Source organism: Chitinophaga sp. CC14 (assembly GCF_048957795.1).
GTDB classification, from domain to species: Bacteria; Bacteroidota; Bacteroidia; order Chitinophagales; family Chitinophagaceae; genus Chitinophaga; species Chitinophaga ginsengisegetis.
Genome location: NZ_JARBFY010000005.1, coordinates 1,736,356 through 1,754,885, shown reverse-complemented (window position 1 = coordinate 1,754,885; position 18,530 = coordinate 1,736,356). Strand labels below are relative to the sequence as shown.

General features: G+C 46.6%; 15 protein-coding genes. 9 read left to right on the top strand and 6 right to left on the bottom strand.

Annotation, left to right across the window (positions count from 1 at the left end; all coding sequences use genetic code 11):
* Nucleotides 1–29 precede the first annotated feature (29 nt).
* Entirely contained in the window at nucleotides 30–173 is a 144-nt protein-coding gene (locus PV783_RS26495; protein ID WP_159454313.1) for a hypothetical protein, read from the top strand.
* Between the two features lie 472 nt (nucleotides 174–645).
* Here the strand turns inward: PV783_RS26495 and PV783_RS26490 are convergent, their stop codons facing one another.
* Entirely contained in the window at nucleotides 646–1,743 is a 1,098-nt protein-coding gene (locus PV783_RS26490; protein ID WP_420990259.1) for an alkene reductase, read from the bottom strand.
* Nucleotides 1,730–2,851 (bottom strand): alkene reductase, encoded by a 1,122-nt coding sequence (locus PV783_RS26485; protein ID WP_420990258.1) that lies wholly within the window; start codon nucleotides 2,849–2,851, stop codon nucleotides 1,730–1,732. Before PV783_RS26485 ends, PV783_RS26490 begins: the two co-directional genes overlap by 14 nt.
* Nucleotides 2,852–2,921: 70 nt before the next feature.
* On the opposite strand from PV783_RS26485, the gene PV783_RS26480 reads away from it, so the two are divergent.
* A complete protein-coding gene (locus PV783_RS26480) occupies nucleotides 2,922–3,884 on the top strand; it encodes a LysR family transcriptional regulator (protein ID WP_420990257.1) in 963 nt (320 codons plus the stop codon).
* Here PV783_RS26480 and PV783_RS26475 read toward each other — a convergent pair.
* The gene (locus tag PV783_RS26475; RefSeq protein ID WP_420990256.1) at nucleotides 3,849–4,970 is read right to left on the bottom strand and encodes a helix-turn-helix domain-containing protein; all 1,122 of its coding nucleotides are present in this window, start codon (nucleotides 4,968–4,970) and stop codon (nucleotides 3,849–3,851) included. The two genes, PV783_RS26480 and PV783_RS26475, sit on opposite strands and share 36 nt — an antisense overlap.
* A 229-nt stretch (nucleotides 4,971–5,199) precedes the next feature.
* On the opposite strand from PV783_RS26475, the gene PV783_RS26470 reads away from it, so the two are divergent.
* Nucleotides 5,200–8,076: a TonB-dependent receptor gene (locus PV783_RS26470; RefSeq protein ID WP_420990255.1), complete on the top strand. Its 2,877-nt coding sequence runs from the start codon at nucleotides 5,200–5,202 to the stop codon at nucleotides 8,074–8,076.
* A 30-nt stretch (nucleotides 8,077–8,106) separates the two neighbouring features.
* Complete coding sequence (locus PV783_RS26465; RefSeq protein ID WP_079470245.1) at nucleotides 8,107–8,916, top strand: tyrosine-protein phosphatase; 810 nt, start codon at nucleotides 8,107–8,109, stop codon at nucleotides 8,914–8,916.
* 35 nt (nucleotides 8,917–8,951) lie between these two features.
* On the opposite strand, the gene PV783_RS26460 is transcribed toward PV783_RS26465, so the two are convergent.
* A complete protein-coding gene (locus PV783_RS26460) occupies nucleotides 8,952–10,106 on the bottom strand; it encodes an MFS transporter (RefSeq protein WP_079470244.1) in 1,155 nt (384 codons plus the stop codon).
* 264 nt (nucleotides 10,107–10,370) lie between these two features.
* Here PV783_RS26460 and PV783_RS26455 point away from each other — a divergent pair, with 264 nt between their 5' ends.
* Nucleotides 10,371–10,898, top strand: coding sequence for a hypothetical protein (locus PV783_RS26455; RefSeq protein ID WP_420990254.1), 528 nt, complete (start codon nucleotides 10,371–10,373; stop codon nucleotides 10,896–10,898).
* 43 nt (nucleotides 10,899–10,941) lie between these two features.
* Entirely contained in the window at nucleotides 10,942–11,469 is a 528-nt protein-coding gene (locus PV783_RS26450) for a helix-turn-helix domain-containing protein (protein ID WP_133256150.1), read from the top strand.
* A 107-nt stretch (nucleotides 11,470–11,576) separates the two neighbouring features.
* On the opposite strand, the gene PV783_RS26445 is transcribed toward PV783_RS26450, so the two are convergent.
* Nucleotides 11,577–12,281, bottom strand: coding sequence for a porin family protein (locus tag PV783_RS26445; protein ID WP_420990253.1), 705 nt, complete (start codon nucleotides 12,279–12,281; stop codon nucleotides 11,577–11,579).
* Nucleotides 12,282–12,626: 345 nt separating this feature from the next.
* Here PV783_RS26445 and PV783_RS26440 point away from each other — a divergent pair, with 345 nt between their 5' ends.
* The 3 genes from PV783_RS26440 to PV783_RS26430 all read left to right on the top strand — a co-directional run bounded on the left by PV783_RS26440 (nucleotide 12,627) and on the right by PV783_RS26430 (nucleotide 17,096).
* Entirely contained in the window at nucleotides 12,627–13,811 is a 1,185-nt protein-coding gene (locus PV783_RS26440; RefSeq protein ID WP_420990252.1) for a glycosidase, read from the top strand.
* Between the two features lie 15 nt (nucleotides 13,812–13,826).
* Entirely contained in the window at nucleotides 13,827–14,924 is a 1,098-nt protein-coding gene (locus PV783_RS26435) for a glycoside hydrolase family 26 protein (RefSeq protein ID WP_420990251.1), read from the top strand.
* Nucleotides 14,925–15,020: 96 nt separating this feature from the next.
* Entirely contained in the window at nucleotides 15,021–17,096 is a 2,076-nt protein-coding gene (locus tag PV783_RS26430; protein ID WP_420990250.1) for a hypothetical protein, read from the top strand.
* Here the strand turns inward: PV783_RS26430 and PV783_RS26425 are convergent.
* Complete coding sequence (locus PV783_RS26425; protein WP_420990249.1) at nucleotides 17,071–18,528, bottom strand: rubredoxin; 1,458 nt, start codon at nucleotides 18,526–18,528, stop codon at nucleotides 17,071–17,073. The genes PV783_RS26430 and PV783_RS26425 overlap by 26 nt on opposite strands.
* Nucleotides 18,529–18,530: the final 2 nt, after the last annotated feature.

Genomic DNA, 18,530 nt, shown 5'->3' with positions numbered 1-18,530 from the left:
AGATTGAAGTAACCTAAATCTGTATCAATATGAAAAAGAAAATCACTTCAAAGCTGAAGCTCACAAAAATTACTGTTGCCAGCCTTAGTAAAGCGCCACAGGAGAAAGACAAAGGCCGCACTTTGCCAACTACGCAGTTTATTTCCTGCGGAGAAACTTTTTGGGTATGCTAATAGCCGGATGCCCAATGGCTAAAGTTTGTTTTAGTTGAATTGAACCCGCTGTAACAGGCGGGTTCAGTGTTTTATGGGGGATAATGTAATAGATCGGGTTGCGGAAAAAATGTTGTGAAAACAGACGGGAGTAACATAAAGTTTAATATTATTAATAATGTGATAAATCAATATGCCCTTTAGATTATCTGAACGCTTTCTTAGCAAAATAAAACCATATAGAGAATTATTAAAATAGGTGTTCCCAAGGGGAGATAGTGCATTGATAGTGCATTAACAGTGCATGAGGAGTGCATGAGGAGTGCATGCGAACCGTATAGATAGTGCATAGATAGTCCATAACATACCCATGTCCGAAGTATTGGAGGGGCATCCGGGAGGCAATGGCGGCATTACTCGTCATATGTCGGTTAATCTTCAGATGAGTGCCCCAATAAAAAAGCATTACGGTATGAATCGTAATGCTTCCTTCTTATTGTATTGCTTCATACGCCACATAGTCTGTATATCCATGTGCGGCCCCTCCATAGTGTAAATTCCGGTCGGGTGTATTTAATGGCCAGTTGTTTTTTAATCGTTCGGCAAGGTCAGGGTTGGCAATGTAAGGCTCGCCCCATGCGGCCAGGTCAATGGTGCCGGCTGTTAAATATTGCTCCGCTTTTTCCTTGTTCATACCGCCTGCCAGTATGATCACGCCGCTGTATTGTTTTCTGAAACATTCCAGGAAGCCGTCGGGTAAGGCAAAGCTGCCTCTCGATTGCTGGTCCATGATATGAATGTAGGCGATGTTCCGTTTGCCGAGTTCCGCGGCGAGGTAACTATAGGTAGCTTCCAGCTCATCGTAGTGGGGCATTTCATGTAAGCCGCCGTAAGGAGTAAGACGGATAGCTACTTTCGCCGCGCCAATGTTAGCGATGCACGCATCAATGGCTTCCAGTAAAAAGCGGCTGCGGTTAACGATGTTGCCGCCATATTCATCGGTGCGGTTATTCACAAAAGGATTCAGGAACTGTTCAATCAGGTAGCCGTTAGCGCCGTGGAGTTCTACTCCGTCGAAGCCCGCTTTTACTGCATTGGCAGCGGCGTTGGCAAAATCCTGGATCACGCCTTTCACGCCTTCGGTGGTTAATGCTGCCGGAACAGAGCAGGTAACAAATGCTTCCTGGCCGTTTTCGTTGTAGCCCCAGGCATGTGAGTTGGCGGCCTGGATGTTGGAAGCGCTTACTGGTGCAATGCCGCCGGGTTGATTGGTGGTATGTGATACGCGGCCCACGTGCCACAACTGTGTAAATATTTTAGTGCCTGCTGCGTGAACGGCTGCAGTAACCAGTTTCCAGCCTTCCACCTGCTCCGGTGTATACAAGCCGGGAATATGCAATACGCCCGATGAAGTAGGAGAGATGGAAGTGCCTTCCGTGATGATGAGTCCTGCGTTAGTGCGTTGGCGGTAGTACAACGCATTCATTTCGTTGGGAATTCCGTTTGGATTCCGTGCGCGTGTCATGGGCGCCATCACGATCCTGTTCTTTAATGCCAGGCCTTTGCCGGTATATGGTTCAAATAATAGCATCTGTTGTTTTTTTGATGATGGGATAATCGGTGTATCCTGCGGCGTTGCCGCCGAAGAATGTCGATCTGTCGGGCTCATTGAGTGGCAACTGGTGTTGCAGGCGGTAAGGCAGATCGGGGTTGGCAATAAACGGACGTCCAAAACCGATGAGGTCTGCCCAGCCTTTCTGCAATGCTTCTTCAGCCCTGGCAACGGTATACTTACCGGCATAAATAAGGGTACCGGAGAAGGCTTCTCTGTATGCTTCCTTAAAGGCCACCGGCATCACGGGGGCATTGTCCCAGTCGGCCTCCGCGATGTGGATATAGGCAATGCCTATGTCGTTCAGCACTTTGGCTGCTGCGATATAAGTTTCTTCGGGATGGTCGTCCATAGCGCCCATTAAAGTAGTCAGCGGCGCCTGGCGCACGCCTACACGGTGTTTTCCGATGGCATCTGCTACTGCGGTTACCACTTCTCTCAGGAAGCGTAACCGGTTTTCCAGGGAGCCGCCGTATTCGTCTGTTCTGTGATTGGTTTGTGAGTCGATGAACTGCTCAATGAGGTAGCCATTGGCTCCGTGCAATTCCACGCCATCAAAACCGGCGGCTACCGCGTTTTTGGCGGCCTGCGCAAATTCGTTGATAATAGCCTGTATTTCGGGCCTGGTAAGCTCGCGGGGCATAGAGTGCTGAACCATTTCCCCGGCGCCGTTTTCGGGCCCTTTCCCTGCGGGATCGGCAAATACTTTCACGCCTTCTGCAAGGATGGCGGAAGGTGCCACCGGGGCAGCCCCATTTTCCTGTATGGAGATATGTGAAACACGGCCTACATGCCACAACTGGGCGAAGATGACGCCGTTATTGGCATGTACGGCGTCTGTAACCTGTTTCCAGCCGGCTATTTGCTCCGCATTGTATATACCCGGGGTCCAGGCGTAGCCCTGGCCCTGCCGGCTCACCTGTGTGCCTTCTGATATTATCAGCCCGGCACCGGTACGCTGACTGTAATATTCCGCCATCAGTGAAGTGGCTACATCGCCACGGGCCGCTCTGGACCTGGTCATTGGCGGCATTACTATCCTGTTTTTCAGGTGAAGCCCGCCTAGTGTATATTCTGTAAAAAGCATCGTATTAATATTTTGACAACACAAAATTCTCCCAAAATATATTATTATCATAATTATTTAACTTATACCTTTGTATCAGAAAAATGATAATGATATGGGACTAAACCTGGAATGGCTCCGTACCTTCAAATCCATCTATGAGCAGGGCACCCTTACCGGTGCGGCACAGGAGCTTTTTATTTCACAGCCTGGCGTAAGCCTGCACCTCAACTCCCTGGAAGCATATACCGGCTACAAACTGTTCGACCGCTCGGCCAAAAAACTCGTGCCCACCGAAAAGGGAAAAGTGATCTATAACTTTATAGAGGAACCACTGCTCAAACTGGAAAACGCAGAACAGCTTTTTCATAAAAGCACAAAAACCGACAGGGCCACTATCAGCATCGGTATGTGTTTCGAAACATTTCAATACACACTGGAGAAATACATCGCCACGCTGCCCTTTAACATCATCATCAAATTCGGCGACTACCCGCAAATGATCAACGACCTCGATAAAGGACTGCTGGACCTCATCATCACCCCACAGAAAGGTGATCAGAAAAACCTGGAGTTTAAACCTTTCTCGAAAGAAAAAATTGTACTGGTGGCCGGCGGTAAAACAGATATCCAGCCACTGAACGCATTATTGAAAAAGAAAGATATGAAAGCAGCGGAGAACTGGCTGAAAGAACAGCTATGGTACAGCACTGCGGCAGATATGGAGCACCTGAAACGATTCTGGCAATTTAACTTCCGCCATCAGATGGATTTTAAACCCAACTACATCGTTCCGAATATCTGTTCTATTGTTCGCTGTCTTAGTGGCGAAACCGGTTTTTCAGTAGTACCCGACTTTTTGTGCGCCCATGAAATTGAAAATGGCAGCATGAAGCCGGTGTGGGAAGGGGAACAGGTCATAGAAAATACACTGTATTTCGGTACCCGGAAAAAAACAATGTACGCGGCAGAAATAGACAAAGTACAGCGGATCTTTTCCACTGAATTTGTTAGCCCGTCACTCGTGAATAGTTACGCTGGCAGCCACCAGTGATTTGATATATTCAGTAGGTGTAAGACCGGTAATCTTTTTAAAATACTGGTTAAAAGATGATTTGGCTTTAAAGCCACAATCATACGCCAGTGTTAACACATTCACCGGCAGTGCTTTTTCGTTCATGAAGCGGATCTGTTCCATCGCCCGCCGGATGCGCCATTCATTGATATACTGGTAAAACGACTTCCCTGCATAACTGTTCAGCGTTTCTGAAATATGATACTTACTGATCCCGGCGCCCTGCGCGAGCTTGTCGAGGTTTAACTCAGCATCCGTGAATATTTTTGTTTTATGGAGATAAGCTTCCAGCGATTGCAATAGCATCCGCTGCTCTTCGGTACTGAGCTGCATCCTGCGGGAAGGCAATATCTCTGCCGCTGCTACTGTTTGCGCCGCTGCCTTCACCGGCTGCGCACCTATAATTCCCACATACTTGTACCGGATAATCACGAGGCACACCACTAACAGTAAGGAATATACGATATCTCTGCAGATAATATTATAGTTATACGAGCTATCCAGCAGGTGCACCGACTGTGCCGTTTTAAACCCCAGCGAAATAATGCTGATAATACCCAACAGGTAGCTGATACTGTTAATCAGCTTCTTCTCCTGCGGCATATCGGGTAATTGCTTCGCAATACGGAGCGATAACCCGGGAAAGAGGAAACCCAACACCATCATCATCCAGGTGGTGGTTTCATTGTAGTAATACAATACCGCGTGACCGGCATCCGCCGACCACATCAGCACGCACACCACCGTAAGATAACCCACTGCACCTAGTATGAAAGGAAGAAAAACATACCACCGCGAAGCAGGAATAAATGCAGCATCCCGCCGCTGGCACGCATATAAATACAGTAACGGTCCGTAACAAAAACCGATAAATGTATTCATCTGTGTACGCACCTCGTTGTCGTTCACAAAAGAATATATACAGAATTTAATAGCAAGATGCGCAGCAATACAGCACAGCAACAGGATCAGCAGAAAATCTGCTTTACTGCGCAATTTACTGCTTCCTAATAAAGCAACTGCGGTAAGCGCCTGAAATGCTCCGATGGCAATAACATATATCATAGTGCGGATATGCACCGAAAGTATAAAACCAATATTACCGGAATGTTAAACCTGCGGTTTCAGACAGCTGCCGCCCTATTTGGTAATGATTTCGTAACACATGGTAATGCATTGGTTTTCAATAAAAGTGAGTACGTTTAAAACGGAAAATACGTATACACGTAGCAGTAGTTGGATGCGGTCGAACTCATCATCAGCAACCCCCACTTTTGTTGAAAAATACCTTCATATGGATCGCATTTTTAAACCATTAAAAAGCTCCCGTTACCTTACATTACTGCTCCTGCTGGTAATGGCCGGCACGGCAAAGGCACAAACCATCAAAGGAGTTATCAACGGCAGGGAAGGACACCTGCCCGGCGCTTCTGTACAAACCACAGGAAGCAAACAAGGCACCGCTACCGATCTGAATGGCGCCTTCACTATCAATGTACACACCACCGGCAAAGTAATCCTGCTGGTATCCTATATAGGACATGAAACACAACAACTGGAACTAACCGTAAAACCCGGCATCAACGACGCCGGCAATATCACATTAACGCCTACCGGTGGCAAACTGGGAGAAGTACTGGTGAAAGGAACAATGGCGCCTTCCACCGTGAAAGCCCTCAGTATCAAAAAGAATTCCCTCGCTATTATGGATGTAATCGCGGCGGATGCCATCGGTAAATTACCGGACCGTAACGCTGCCGAAGCGGTACAACGCGTACAGGGCGTAGCCGTAGCCCGCTACCACGGCGAAGCCGATGCCGCCACTGTAAGAGGTACGCCCTTCGCCTGGACCTCTACTCTTTTTAACGGCAGCCGCCTGCCAAGCGCCAATGTACTCGGCAACCGCAACTCTGTACTGGACGCAGTACCTTCAGAAATTATCCAGTACGTACAGGTAGCCAAAGCCATTACACCAGACATGGAAGGCGACGCGATTGGTGGTTCCATTAACTTCATTACCCGCACCGCTCCCGCTAAAAGAACACTCAATGTAAGTGCGGCAGGCGGTTACAACACCTTTTCAAAAGATGCTACCTACAACGCATCCCTTGTATACGGTGATCGCTTTTTTAAAGATAAACTGGGCGTGATGATCGCCGGCGCCATCTGGGACCGCCAGTGGGGAACGGATGCCTTTGAAGTAGCCTACAATACCGGCCTTCCTGATCCGGTACAGCAGAAGTCTGTCAGCACCGTTATGCTGAAACGATACATGGGTAAACGGCAGACTTATGGCGCCAACGTTGGACTAGAATATAAATTCAATTCTTCCCATAAAATATTCTTCCGCGGACTGATGGATAAATTCAACGATATCCGCCCGGTATATGAATCTTATGTGGATTACAACAACAGCCGCTACCAGTACAACTATCGCTACTCTTACTATCAAACTGTATTGAACGGCGGAGAACTGGGCGGTGAACACCAGCTGTCTTCCAAAGTAAAAATGGACTGGACGGTGAGCGATTACTACACAAAGTATTTCCTGGAAACACCACCTACCAATGGTAATAAAGGATTACCCATCGCTACTTTCCGTCAGAAAATAACCGGTGGTTTTAATAATCTTTCTGCAGATGGAAAACGGTATTGGGGTTTCGATTCACCACAAGGTATTGGCGGAGATCCGTTACACTTTGATGCCGGCATAAAAAACAGCGGGGAAGTAATGGACCCGTCGAAGCTCACCCTGCAACAGTTAGTGATTGCGCAACTGGATACAAAAGAAGAAGATAAAACCGCACAGGTGAACTTCAAAGTAAGCGCCTCTTCCAGGGTGAACCTGAAGTTCGGCGCCAAATACCGCCATAAAGACCGCGCCGGTACGTATGGCTCCAACATCGTGTACCTCCCCGGCGCCGCACTGGGCATTCCAAATTCACCGGGCCTGCTGCCGCTGAATACACTGCAAACCACTGATTTCCCGGTACGCGGCGGTTTCTTCCAGGGACTGAAAGGCAACTATGATCAGTTTATGATTGATCCCATCACCAAACAACAGCTGTTTGATTTGTACGATACCGCCACCCTGCGTAAAAACGGCTTTGCCGATTACACGTCTAAATCCAATGCTACCAATATTTATACAGGTACAGAGAATGTAGCAGCAGCTTATGCAATGGCAGAAATCGATCTTACAGAAAAATTGAAAATGATTGCCGGTGTAAGAAATGAATACACCGCCTTTACATTGCATGGTTCAAAAGCCACTGCAGAAGGCACACCAAAAGTAACCACCATTACACCGGCTACAGTAAAAAATAATTACAATGCGCTGTTGCCAATGCTGCACCTTAAATACAGCATTAACGACCAGGCCAACCTGCGTGCTGCCTACACCCGCACGTTTATCCGCCCCAATTTTACAGACCTCACGCCAGGCGAATCTGTGGATAACACCGGCTCTACTATCACCATCACCAAAGGTAATCCCGACTTGCAGCCAACCTTCTCCAACAACTTCGATCTGATGGGCGAATACTATTTTAAAAATATTGGTCTCATCTCCGGCGGTGTCTTTTATAAGAAAATCAGTAACGTAATTTTTGCAGATAAAACTTACTATACGGAGAATAATACGAACTACGTGGTGGCACAGGCAAAGAACCTGAACGATGCCTCCCTCACAGGACTGGAAGCAGGCATCAACAAGCGGTTCGATTTTCTGCCAGGTGTCCTCAGTGGATTGGGTGCAGAACTGAATTATACTTTTATCAGTTCGTCGGTAGAAGTGCCAAGAACCGCCAGCGGTAATAAGATCATGGATAAAACCAGTCTGCCAAACCAATCGCGTCACCTGTTTAACAGCATTCTCTTTTATGAACGTAACGGTCTGATGATCCGTATTGCGGGCAACTACCGCGGTGCATCGGTAGAAACCATTAATCAGCAGCTGGGCAAGGATTTTTATATCTGGACAGATAAGAACTTTACAGTAGATGCTTCTGCTACCGTAAACATCACATCCAAAATACGGGTGTTTGCAGAGCTGAATAACATTACCAATGAACCGCTGAAAACCTATATGGGTGATAAACGCCGTATCGCCGCTGAAGAATGGTATGGCAGTCGCGGTCAGGCGGGTATCCGCTGGGACATCATCAAATAACATCATCTCTCAAAAAATAACAAACACTATATGAAAAGAATAATGCTGGTACTGGCTATTGCCTTACCCGGTGCAACTTTTGCCCAATTAGCCGATAGCGCGCAAAGAGTGGTGCGCATGCAGGGAGCGGTTAACTTCCGCGATGTAGGCGGATACAAAACAAATGATGGCAAAAAAGTAGTATGGGGGAAAGTGTTCCGCTCTGCCGATGTAAGCCACCTGACAGACCAGGACCTCACCGTGCTGGAACAAAAACATATCCACACCGTAATAGATTTCCGTGGCGTGAAAGAAGCTGCTGCTGCGCCGGATCATTTGCTGCCCAAAACAGATTACCTGCTATGCCCTGCCGGCAGCGACAGTCTGCCTGGTGCTGCGCAAATGGGAGAAATCATTAAGAATGGTAATTTCCTGGAGAAGTTTTACGGTAACACCCAATACCTGGGCGATCGTTATAAACCACTGTTTCAGAAACTCCTGGTGTTACCTGCCAATGAATCTATCATGTACCACTGCACCGGTGGCCGCGACAGAACCGGTATGGCTACTGCGTTATTCCTCTACGCATTAGGCGTGCCGCAGCAAACCATCGAAGCAGATTTTACTGCCAGCAATGTATACCTGCTGCCTATGAATAAACGGATGTTCCAGGGGCTGCAACAAAGTACTGGTATGGATGAAGAAACCATCCGTAAAGCATTGGAGCTGAAACCGGAATTATTGCACAGCCTTTTTAATGCCATTAAAGGCAAATACGGCACGGTAGAAAATTTCTTTGAGAAAGAATTGGGGATCGGGGAAAAAGAAAGGGCGATCCTGAAAGAGAAGTATACTATTTAGCAGTTTAAGCGGAGGGGAATACCCTCCGCTTAAACTTATTCCTTCATTCCTTTCACCAGGGCAACAATCGCTAATCCGCATATCGCCATAATGGCAAATGACCAGCGTAAACTGGTAGCCTGTGCCACCAATCCTACCAGTGGCGGTACTACCATGAATCCAAGATAGCCGATTGTAGAAATAGAGGCCAGCGTTTGCCCGCTGTTAGTACTCTTTGAGCGTCCTGCCAGGCTGAATACCAGCGGCACTACACACGCTACTCCCAAACCAGCAAAAATAAACCCGATACCGGCCGTCACCGGATAAGGCAGCACTATAGCGAGTAATAACCCGGTGAGTATAAACCAGCCGCTATACAGCAGCATCGATTTGATGCCCAGGCGGTTTACGAGCCTGTCGCCGATAAAACGTCCGGTAGTCATGGCTACCATGTATATGCCAAAAGCTGCTACAGCAGTGGATTTGCTGGTGCCAACAATTTTTTCAAAGTATAGCCCGCTCCAGTCGTACATCGTATTCTCCGTAGCCATACAGGCAAAGCAGATCAGCGAATATTTCAGCAGTGATTTATCGGGCAGTGCAAAAGCCGCCCTTTTTACCGTTTCCTTCACCGGCTGATCCGGTAATGTTTTGGGATAGTAATAGATGGTAAATACCAGTAATAATGTACTGATCATCAGCAGATGATAGGAAGGCGCCACGTTCATAGTCACCATCAGGTAGCCAATAGCCGCGCCTGCAAAGCCCGCCACGCTCCAGATGCCATGAAAAGTGGTCATAATAGACTGGGGGAACAGGTGTTGCACCTGCACCGCCTGCGAGTTCATGGAGAGGTTCAGCAGGTTACGGGCAGAGCCAAAACAAAACAACACCAGTGCCAGCTGCCAGATACTGGTGGTGAAACCCGGTAAGCTCAGTATCAGGTTAAACACCATTGCGCCAAATACCATGATCTTCCGGCTGCTGAATAGCCCCAGCAGTCTGCCGGTAATGGGCATTGTGAGCATCAGCCCGATAGGCAGTGCCAGTAGTACCAGCCCGAATTGCGCCTCATTTAAATGCAATTGCTGCTTAATGGAGGGAATCCTGGAGGCCCAGGAAGAATAACCTAATCCGGAGATGAAAAAGAAGACGGAAATAGCGATGCGGTATTGCCTCGCATCGGTTTCATTTTGAATATCTGCTAACATGATCTGCGCTCCACACCTGTTTGTGGTATTTGACGGTGCAAAATTAGGCAAATCCGGGGAGAATTGGCGTGGGGAATGCGGGGATTGCGCAGAAATGAAGCGGGGGGAGGGTTTGGGTGTTAGGTGGACACTTTATTGTGGGGGGGAGGGTGGCGCATATACTTGTATTATCATGTGAGGTACTATTTTTGTTTACTTATTTGTAAATAGTTTACATTTTTGTAATTTTTTTTCAATATCTTTGCACTGAAAATAAAAGAAGGAATGGTAGGGGGATCAATTGACGTAAAAATAGAGAAAATAGCAACCGGAGAGCTTTTGGATGCGCTCATTGAACCGATGACTGTCAAGGATTTCATAGTGGTGAAAAAGAGTAAAAACTGGTTCGATAAATTTAACTGGAACCAGTATACCGGAAAGGAAGTCTATAAGTTAAAGTTGAAAGATAATGATATCCTTTTAGGTCTGATTTGTTTGGTGGATCATACAGACCCTGGTATTGACGCTATTGAAATTGAGTTATTAGAGGTATCGGCGGAGCATATTGGAAAGGAAAAGCAGCTGGACCATATCGGAGGATGTCTGATCGCTTTTGCCTGCCGTGAATCTTTTAAACGGGGGCACGAAGGTTGTGTTTTCCTGGTGCCCAAAACCTCCCTCATAAATTATTATAAGGATAAATATGGGTTTGAGAACGTTCCACTTAAAACTCCTGACAGACCTAATGGGTTCATGATACTTTATGAATCTGGATCGAGGAGATTGATTAAAACCTATATTGATCGGGATTGACCGGCCAAAATTTTACCGTTCAGAAAAGAAAATCGCAGAAGATATGAAATCGTATAAGGAAATTGAAAAGAAGCATAGCCCGGAAGAAATAGCGGAATCACTTATTTTTCCGGGACCTAAAGATGCCAGTGAGCGGGAGCAACTGCTATCGGCCTTCAAAAAGGTCAGAAAGCAGTATAAAGATGGACAATCTGAAGAAAGCAAGTTGATTGCGCAGCTCCTTCAATTAAAATTCCTGATCGAAGATTATTTGAAAGCAGATAGTTTTAATAAAGAATTTTATTTCGGATATTTTCTGAAAGAATATATCACCCGACAGGAAAAGAAGAATAAAGAATTTGCACAGGAAATAGATGTGGACCCGACCGAATTAAGCCAGATCATTAATCAGCACAGAAAACCTACCGAAAAAATTATTTATAGATTGGAGTTACATTCCAACAGGAATTTCCCTGCTGTGATGTGGTTTAGGTTACTGGAAAAGGAAAGGGAATATGAATTACGGCATAATAATAAGATAGTTGATAGTGAGAAAATACATGTAAAGCAGCAATTGCATTTTTCTTTTTAATAGCAATAGTTAAAAATCGGGACTCATCATGCCAATCCCCTTTCATATTTAACAATTATGGCTGCGGATCGAAATAGATCGGCAGCCATAACAGTTCCTTCATTATATCACAACCTATACCCAACCGTAACAGATAAATTCCTGTTTTTATAATCCCGTTTGGAATAAGTATCAGCCTCTTTAATCTCCCCGATATTTATCAGGCCCGGCTCATAATTAACTCCCAGCGCAAATCTTTTATACTCAACCCCCACACCGGAACTTAATCCGAAATCCGTTTTTGCTAAACCCGTTCGTGTTTCACCGAATGTATCTGTTGAAGTTTTTTCATAATTGGTTTCTCCGGATGAATGAACTGTTTTGTTCCTGGTTACTTCTTTTCCGCCGATACCATAAGCAATATAAGCACCTGCCTGTATAAAAAGCCTGGTGCTGGAAGTGAGAGAAAACTTGTATCCGATAAGGAGAGGTAGTTGAAGATAAGTTTGGTTGGTTATTATTTTCCTGTAAGTAATTGGGGCATTGCTACCTCCAATCCACCTTTCGGCATCCTCATGTATGGTTCCTTTAGTGGTAAGCGAAACACCGGATCGTATATAAACAGCATTCGACAGGTTATAGTCGGCATTAAATCCTACCTGGAATCCCGGTTTACTCTTCTTTTCTCCAATAATATAGTTTACCGTTTCATGGGCGTTGGACAAATTAAATCCGCCGTTTAGCCCAAAGGTGAAGCACTTGTGTTGCGCAACCAGCTGAAGAGCGGGTAACAGTATTACACAGGTTGAAATGAGTAATTTTCTGACGTTCATGCTACAGTATAAATTTATCTTCATCAGGAAATAGGGTTTAAGTCTGATGCCCTAAATGTAGTAAATATTAAAAGTTCTTTTTGAGAGAAAGAAGATCATCTTATCAAGGATATTTCTTTCTCAAAGTATACTTATCATCATCATTTGATTGAAATAGTATAACATTTGGAAAAGAAAGTGTCATTAAAGTATTTGATACGTCCGTAATTTTAATGTCACGATCACACTTGTACGAACGTTATGAATAAAAATACATTTACAGGCAATATCAGCGCTGCATCATTTTAACTTATATCAGCAGGATTTAATGCAGGCATAAAATGCCGATTAAAAAGTACCGGTTTTATGGCATATACAATGAAAAACACAAGCATGCAGGTGGAACAGTTGCAGGAACAATACGAACAACTGGTACAACGCGGCAATGAACCTGCAGGTACCTACAACGGCATCTATAGCCGGTATAAGTATCCCGTACTAACGGCAGCGCATATACCTTATTTCTGGAAATTTGATCTGAACCCGGCCACCAATCCACACCTGCAGGAACGTATAGGCGTGAACGCGGTATTCAATGCAGGCGCCATCTGCCTGAATGGTAAGTTTTACCTCGTGGCCAGGGTGGAAGGCAACGACCGTAAATCTTTTTTTGCCGTAGCCGAAAGTCCGAACGGTACCGATCACTTCCGCTTCTGGGATTACCCCATCGCGCTGCCACAGGTGGCCGACAAAGAAACCAATGTGTATGATATACGTTTAACACAGCATGAAGATGGATGGATCTACGGCCTGTTTTGCGTGGAACGCAGGGACCCTGCGGCAGCGCCGGGCGATCAGTCGGCGGCAGTAGCGCAATGCGGCATTGTCCGCACCAAAGATCTCCGCTCATGGGAACGCCTGCCGGATCTCAAAACGCCTTCGCCCCAGCAACGCAACGTAGTGCTGCATCCGGAACTGGTAAACGGCAAATATGCTTTTTATACCCGTCCGCAGGATGGCTTTATTGAAGCCGGAAACGGCGGGGGCATTGGCTTCGGACTGGCAGATGATATCACCCGCGCCGTTATCCACGAAGAACAGTTGCTGGATAAAAAAGTTTATCACACGGTATACGAAGCAAAAAACGGCCTGGGACCGGCGCCCATAAAAACAAAAAAAGGCTGGCTGCATTTAGCGCATGGTGTGCGTAACACCGCTGCGGGGCTGCGTTACACGCTCTATGTATTTATCACATCGCTGGAAGATCCAACCCAGGTAATACATAAGCCTGCCGGCTATTTCATGGCGCCGGAAGGAGAGGAGCGTGTGGGAGATGTATCCAACGTATTATTTTCCAACGGCTGGGTAACAGACGAAGAAGGAAATATCTTTGTATATTATGCCTCGTCAGATACCCGTATGCACGTTGCCGTTACCACAGTGGATAAGATGCTGGACTATGCCATCAACACGCCGGCAGACGGATTTACTTCCGACAGTACCGTACAACGTATATGCGAGCAGGTGAGTAAGAACCAGACATTCCTGTAACGCTAAATGAACCACATGAAATTATTAACCATTATCACCGCTGTATTGCTGGGCGCCATACCCACGCTCGCACAACAACAGCCCATTGATAAAAAGGCTACGCCGGAAACCAGGCAGCTGCTGCATAACATGGCGGCGCTGCTGGATAAAGGCGTCATCCTCGGTCACCAGGACGACCTGGCCTATGGCATGCAATGGGCCTATAAACCAGGCGAATCTGACGTGAAACGGTTAACGGGACAATACCCCGGCGTTTTTGGATGGGAACTGGGCCGCCTGGAAAAAGACAGCACCCATAACCTGGATGGTGTTCCGTTCGACTCTATCGTAGTATATATGAAATGGGTATACGAAAACGGCGGCATCAATACTTTCAGCTGGCATTTCAACGATCCCGTAACAAAGGCCACGGCCTGGAGCACTAATCCGAGCACGGTAAAAAGTATTATCCCCGGAGGCGCGCATCATGCCGCTTACAAAGCTTACCTGGATAAACTGGCTGTTTATCTTCATAAAATAAAAAATGATAAGGGAGAAGGAATCCCTTTATTGTTCCGCCCGTTCCATGAGCATACCGGTAACTGGTTCTGGTGGGGCAAATCCTCGTGTACACCGGAAGAATTTAAAGACATCTGGCAATTCACCGTTACCTACCTGCGTGATGTAAAACAATTGCATAACCTGCTGTATGCATACTCTGCCGCAGATTTTGCGACAGAAAAAGAATACCTGGAACGCTATCCCGGTGATGCATATGTGGATGTGCTGGGCTTTGATGCTTACTGCAATAAAGATGTAGCCCATTTTGTAAAAGACCTTAACAACCGGTTAAGTATCCTTCAGCAAGTAGCTGCCACACACCATAAAGTTCCCGCCCTTACCGAAGTAGGCAACATCAATACACCACAGTCGGAGTGGTGGACAAAAACATTTGGACCCGTACTGGAAAAATATAAGATGTCTTATGCACTCTTCTGGCGCAATGGGCCAAAGGAAGGCGCTTTCATACCTTACGAAGGCCAGGTAAGCGCGGCAGATTTTATTAAGTTCGCTACACAACCACCGGTTATTTTACTGAACCAGTTACAAACAACTGCTGTTTATAAAAAATAGTAAGTTGTTATCAGGACAATTATATATTTTGTAGGGGAGAGATGATTACCGGGGAGGTAATAATTTCTCCCCTTTCTGTATTTAAATATCCACGTTATGCCCTTCTTTAAATATATTGTCAGCTGTTGTTTTCTTTACCTGCCTGTAGCGGCGCAGGTGCCGGTAAACCTGCATGGATACAAGCCCTCCGGCGATGTAAAGGTAAGCGTGGCCAATCAGCAACTCACTGCTGTGTGGAATGCCGGCGCCAATCAACAGGCACGGATTGTACTGGATATGGAGCAGCGAAGCCCGCTCATCCATAGTCTCAGCTGGAACAACGGTAAAAAGGAATGGCAGCAGGTGGCGTCCGGTCTGCAACCCGTATTTTTTCTTACCACCGGCAAACGTGACCTGGTATCACAAAACGGCTGGAATATCTTCTTTGATAAAACGGCAAAATTACCGCGCACCACTTACCCGGTACAATTGCAGAAAGACAGTATCGCCGTTATTACAGATGGCTCCCGAACTGTTATTCGTGTAGCCGGCGCCACCGGAGGCCCTTTTAGCGGTGCGGTGGAAATAACCCTGTACAATGGCAGCGGACTGATGAACATGGCAGCTGTGATGACTACCCAAAAAGATTCTACCGCTATACTATATGACGCCGGACTAACGGCTACGGATATACCCTGGCAACAGATTCACTGGGCGGATCCCAAAGGTGTGATGAAGTCTGTGCCGGCAGTAGCAGGTACCCAAAGCACCAATGTCGCCGTGAAATACCGCACCATCATCGGTGAAAGTAAAACCGGTAGCCTGGCATTATTTCCCGCGCCGCACCAGTTCTTTTATCCGTTGGATAATTGTTTCAACCAGTCATTTACCTGGTACGGGAATAGTTATAATAAAACTGCACCCGGTTATGGTATTGGTATCCGGCAGGAACCGGAAGGGGATAAAAGATGGGTACCCTGGTTTAATGCTCCTCCCGGAACTGCACAGCGCCTTCATTTCTTTTGTTTACTCAGCAATACCACTGCCGGCCAAACATTGCAATATGTACGCCGCTATACCCACAGTGATGCATATACGCCGCTCCCCGGATACTACACCATGAGCAGCCACTTTCACCAGGAGCATACTGCTGATGTATTGAATAAACTGCCGATGCCGGAACTTCCTGCATTCATAAAAGCCTTTCGTGAAACGGGTGTAAACATCGTTCACCTGGGCGAGTTCCACGGCCCCGGACATCCACGCGGTCCGGAAAGTGAACGCTTCCTTGAACAGCAAACACTGTTTAAAGAGTGTGAACGATTGTCTACCAAGCAGTTTTTACTGCTCCCCGGTGAAGAGCCTAATAACTTCTTCGGCGGGCACTGGATGAACTTCTTCCCTAAACCGGTTTATTGGGTGATGGATCGTAAGCCCTCACAGCCTTTTGTAACCAATGATCCTACCTATGGGAAAGTATACCGCGTAAGCAATAAAGAAGAAATGCTGCAGCTATTGCAAACAGAAAAAGGCATGGCCTGGACAGCTCATGCACGTACCAAAGGATCTACCGGGTTCCCTGATAAATATAAAGAGGAAGCATTTTTTACGGCTCCCCAATTTATGGGGGCAGCCTGGAAAGCTTTACCCGCCGATCTTTCACAGCCTTATCTCGGCAAGCGGGCGCTGGACCTGCTGGATGATATGGCCAACTGGGGCTTGCACAAAACAATGATTGCAGAAGCAGATCTGTTCCGCATTACGCCGGAAGATGAATTGTACGGACACCTCAACGTAAACTATCTTCAGCTGGATCACCTGCCCGCTTTTAAAGATGGCTGGCAACCTGTGCTGGATGCCATGCAACAGGGAAAGTTTTTTGTAACCACAGGAGAAATATTATTGCCCGCTTTTACCGTGAATGGAAAATCTTCCGGTAATACGATCGCCGCCGCACGGAAGGGAATTGTGAAAGTATCTGCCAGCTGGACTTTCCCGCTTAACTATGCGGTAATCATCTCCGGCGATGGAAAGGAGGTTTACCGGGAAAAAATTCCCCTGCACCAAACGCAGTCATTCGGATCAACCACGTTTACATTTAATACGAACCTGGAAAACCGTAAATGGGTACGGTTTGAATTGTGGGATGTTGCTGCCAATGGCGCATTTACACAGTGTGTGTGGATAAAGTAGCTTCGTTAATCGCTTTAAAGTCATCTAATGGCGACGAACATACGGAGCAGCAATAATCTTCCGGTAAATCACTGAATAAAGTACCTGCAGGTACTTGCTGTTCCGGATCTCCGGCGGCATCGTCGTATACCGTTAAGCACACCTGGCATTGATGAACTGTCCGTTCGACAGCGGCAACAGGCGCCAGCGATTGCTGCTCCGTTACATAGTGCTGTAATACATCCGCCTCACTTTCCCGCTCGTAAAAAGTTCTGCACAACGCTACAATGTAAGGCCCCAGGTGCTCTTTGGAAACGCCTTCCCGGTATAACAGCAGCTGTGCGGAATTGGCGTTATAACCCGCCGTATACAGAATGTCGTAACGCTGCATATACTTCAGCTTGCTGCCATGTTTGTTTTCCTGCTTGCGGATTACCACCGTTCCAAAAAGGCTTGCCGGCCGGTTAATCCTCACACTGAAACACAAACCATAAGTACGCACATCAGCCGTATCAAAATAGCGGATGATGTGCCGCTTTAAAACAAGCCCATCTTCACAGTTATCTTCTACCTGCCAGTTTAATTCATTCGCGGCATGACGCACATTGATGCCATACTTCCCCAACACATAATCCCAGAGCTTACGGTGGGCCGGCTCAATATTTTTAATGATCAGCGACTTCCACGGCGTGGCATATAATTGCCCGATGCGGGTTTCCAGGCAAATGGTACATACTTCTTTCAAAAAAGCAATCGGGAAATCTTCATCTCTCCGGTAAATACCTAACCAATAACTATTGTCGTGCTTATTAAAACCTTCGTAGTAGGGTAAATGAAAAGCAGGAAGATCCGGCTCCTTTTCTTTCGCGCGACCAATGTAACTTGCTACCTGTTTTACCTGCTGGTACACTTCCTCCGGCGTATCGCCTTCATTGATGCTTTGCTCCAGTTGCTTGCTCATAGCAGCAATATTATTGGTATAGATCAGCTCCGGCCACGCATACAGCTGCTGGCTTCCCGGCATGCGGATATACAGGTACCAGTAATGTAAACTGGAAGAAGAGATCCAGTTGATATGCCCGGTGAACAACGGAACAAATGTTTGCTGACTATCACAGATATTGATCTTCAGCGTTGGCGTATAGTCGAACCCGTTAAATACATCTTTATAAATTCCTTCACTCAGCCAGCTGTCGTGGATAAAGATACCAGCCGCAGGGTAGGAGCTCATAATATTGGGCTGCTCCGCTATAGGCAGTTGTTTATCCGCGCAGTTCTTTTTAAAGGCGGCTAAATTTTTATCCGGTATATCTACCAGCAATTGTTGCCGTAAGCCAAAACGTACATGCGTAGCCTGCGCTGCTGCCGCTGTTTCCAGCAGCTCCAGCAGGTATCCCGGTGAAATAATACCACCGGTGAAATTAACGGGTAATGTATGCGTATGTTTAGCCATAA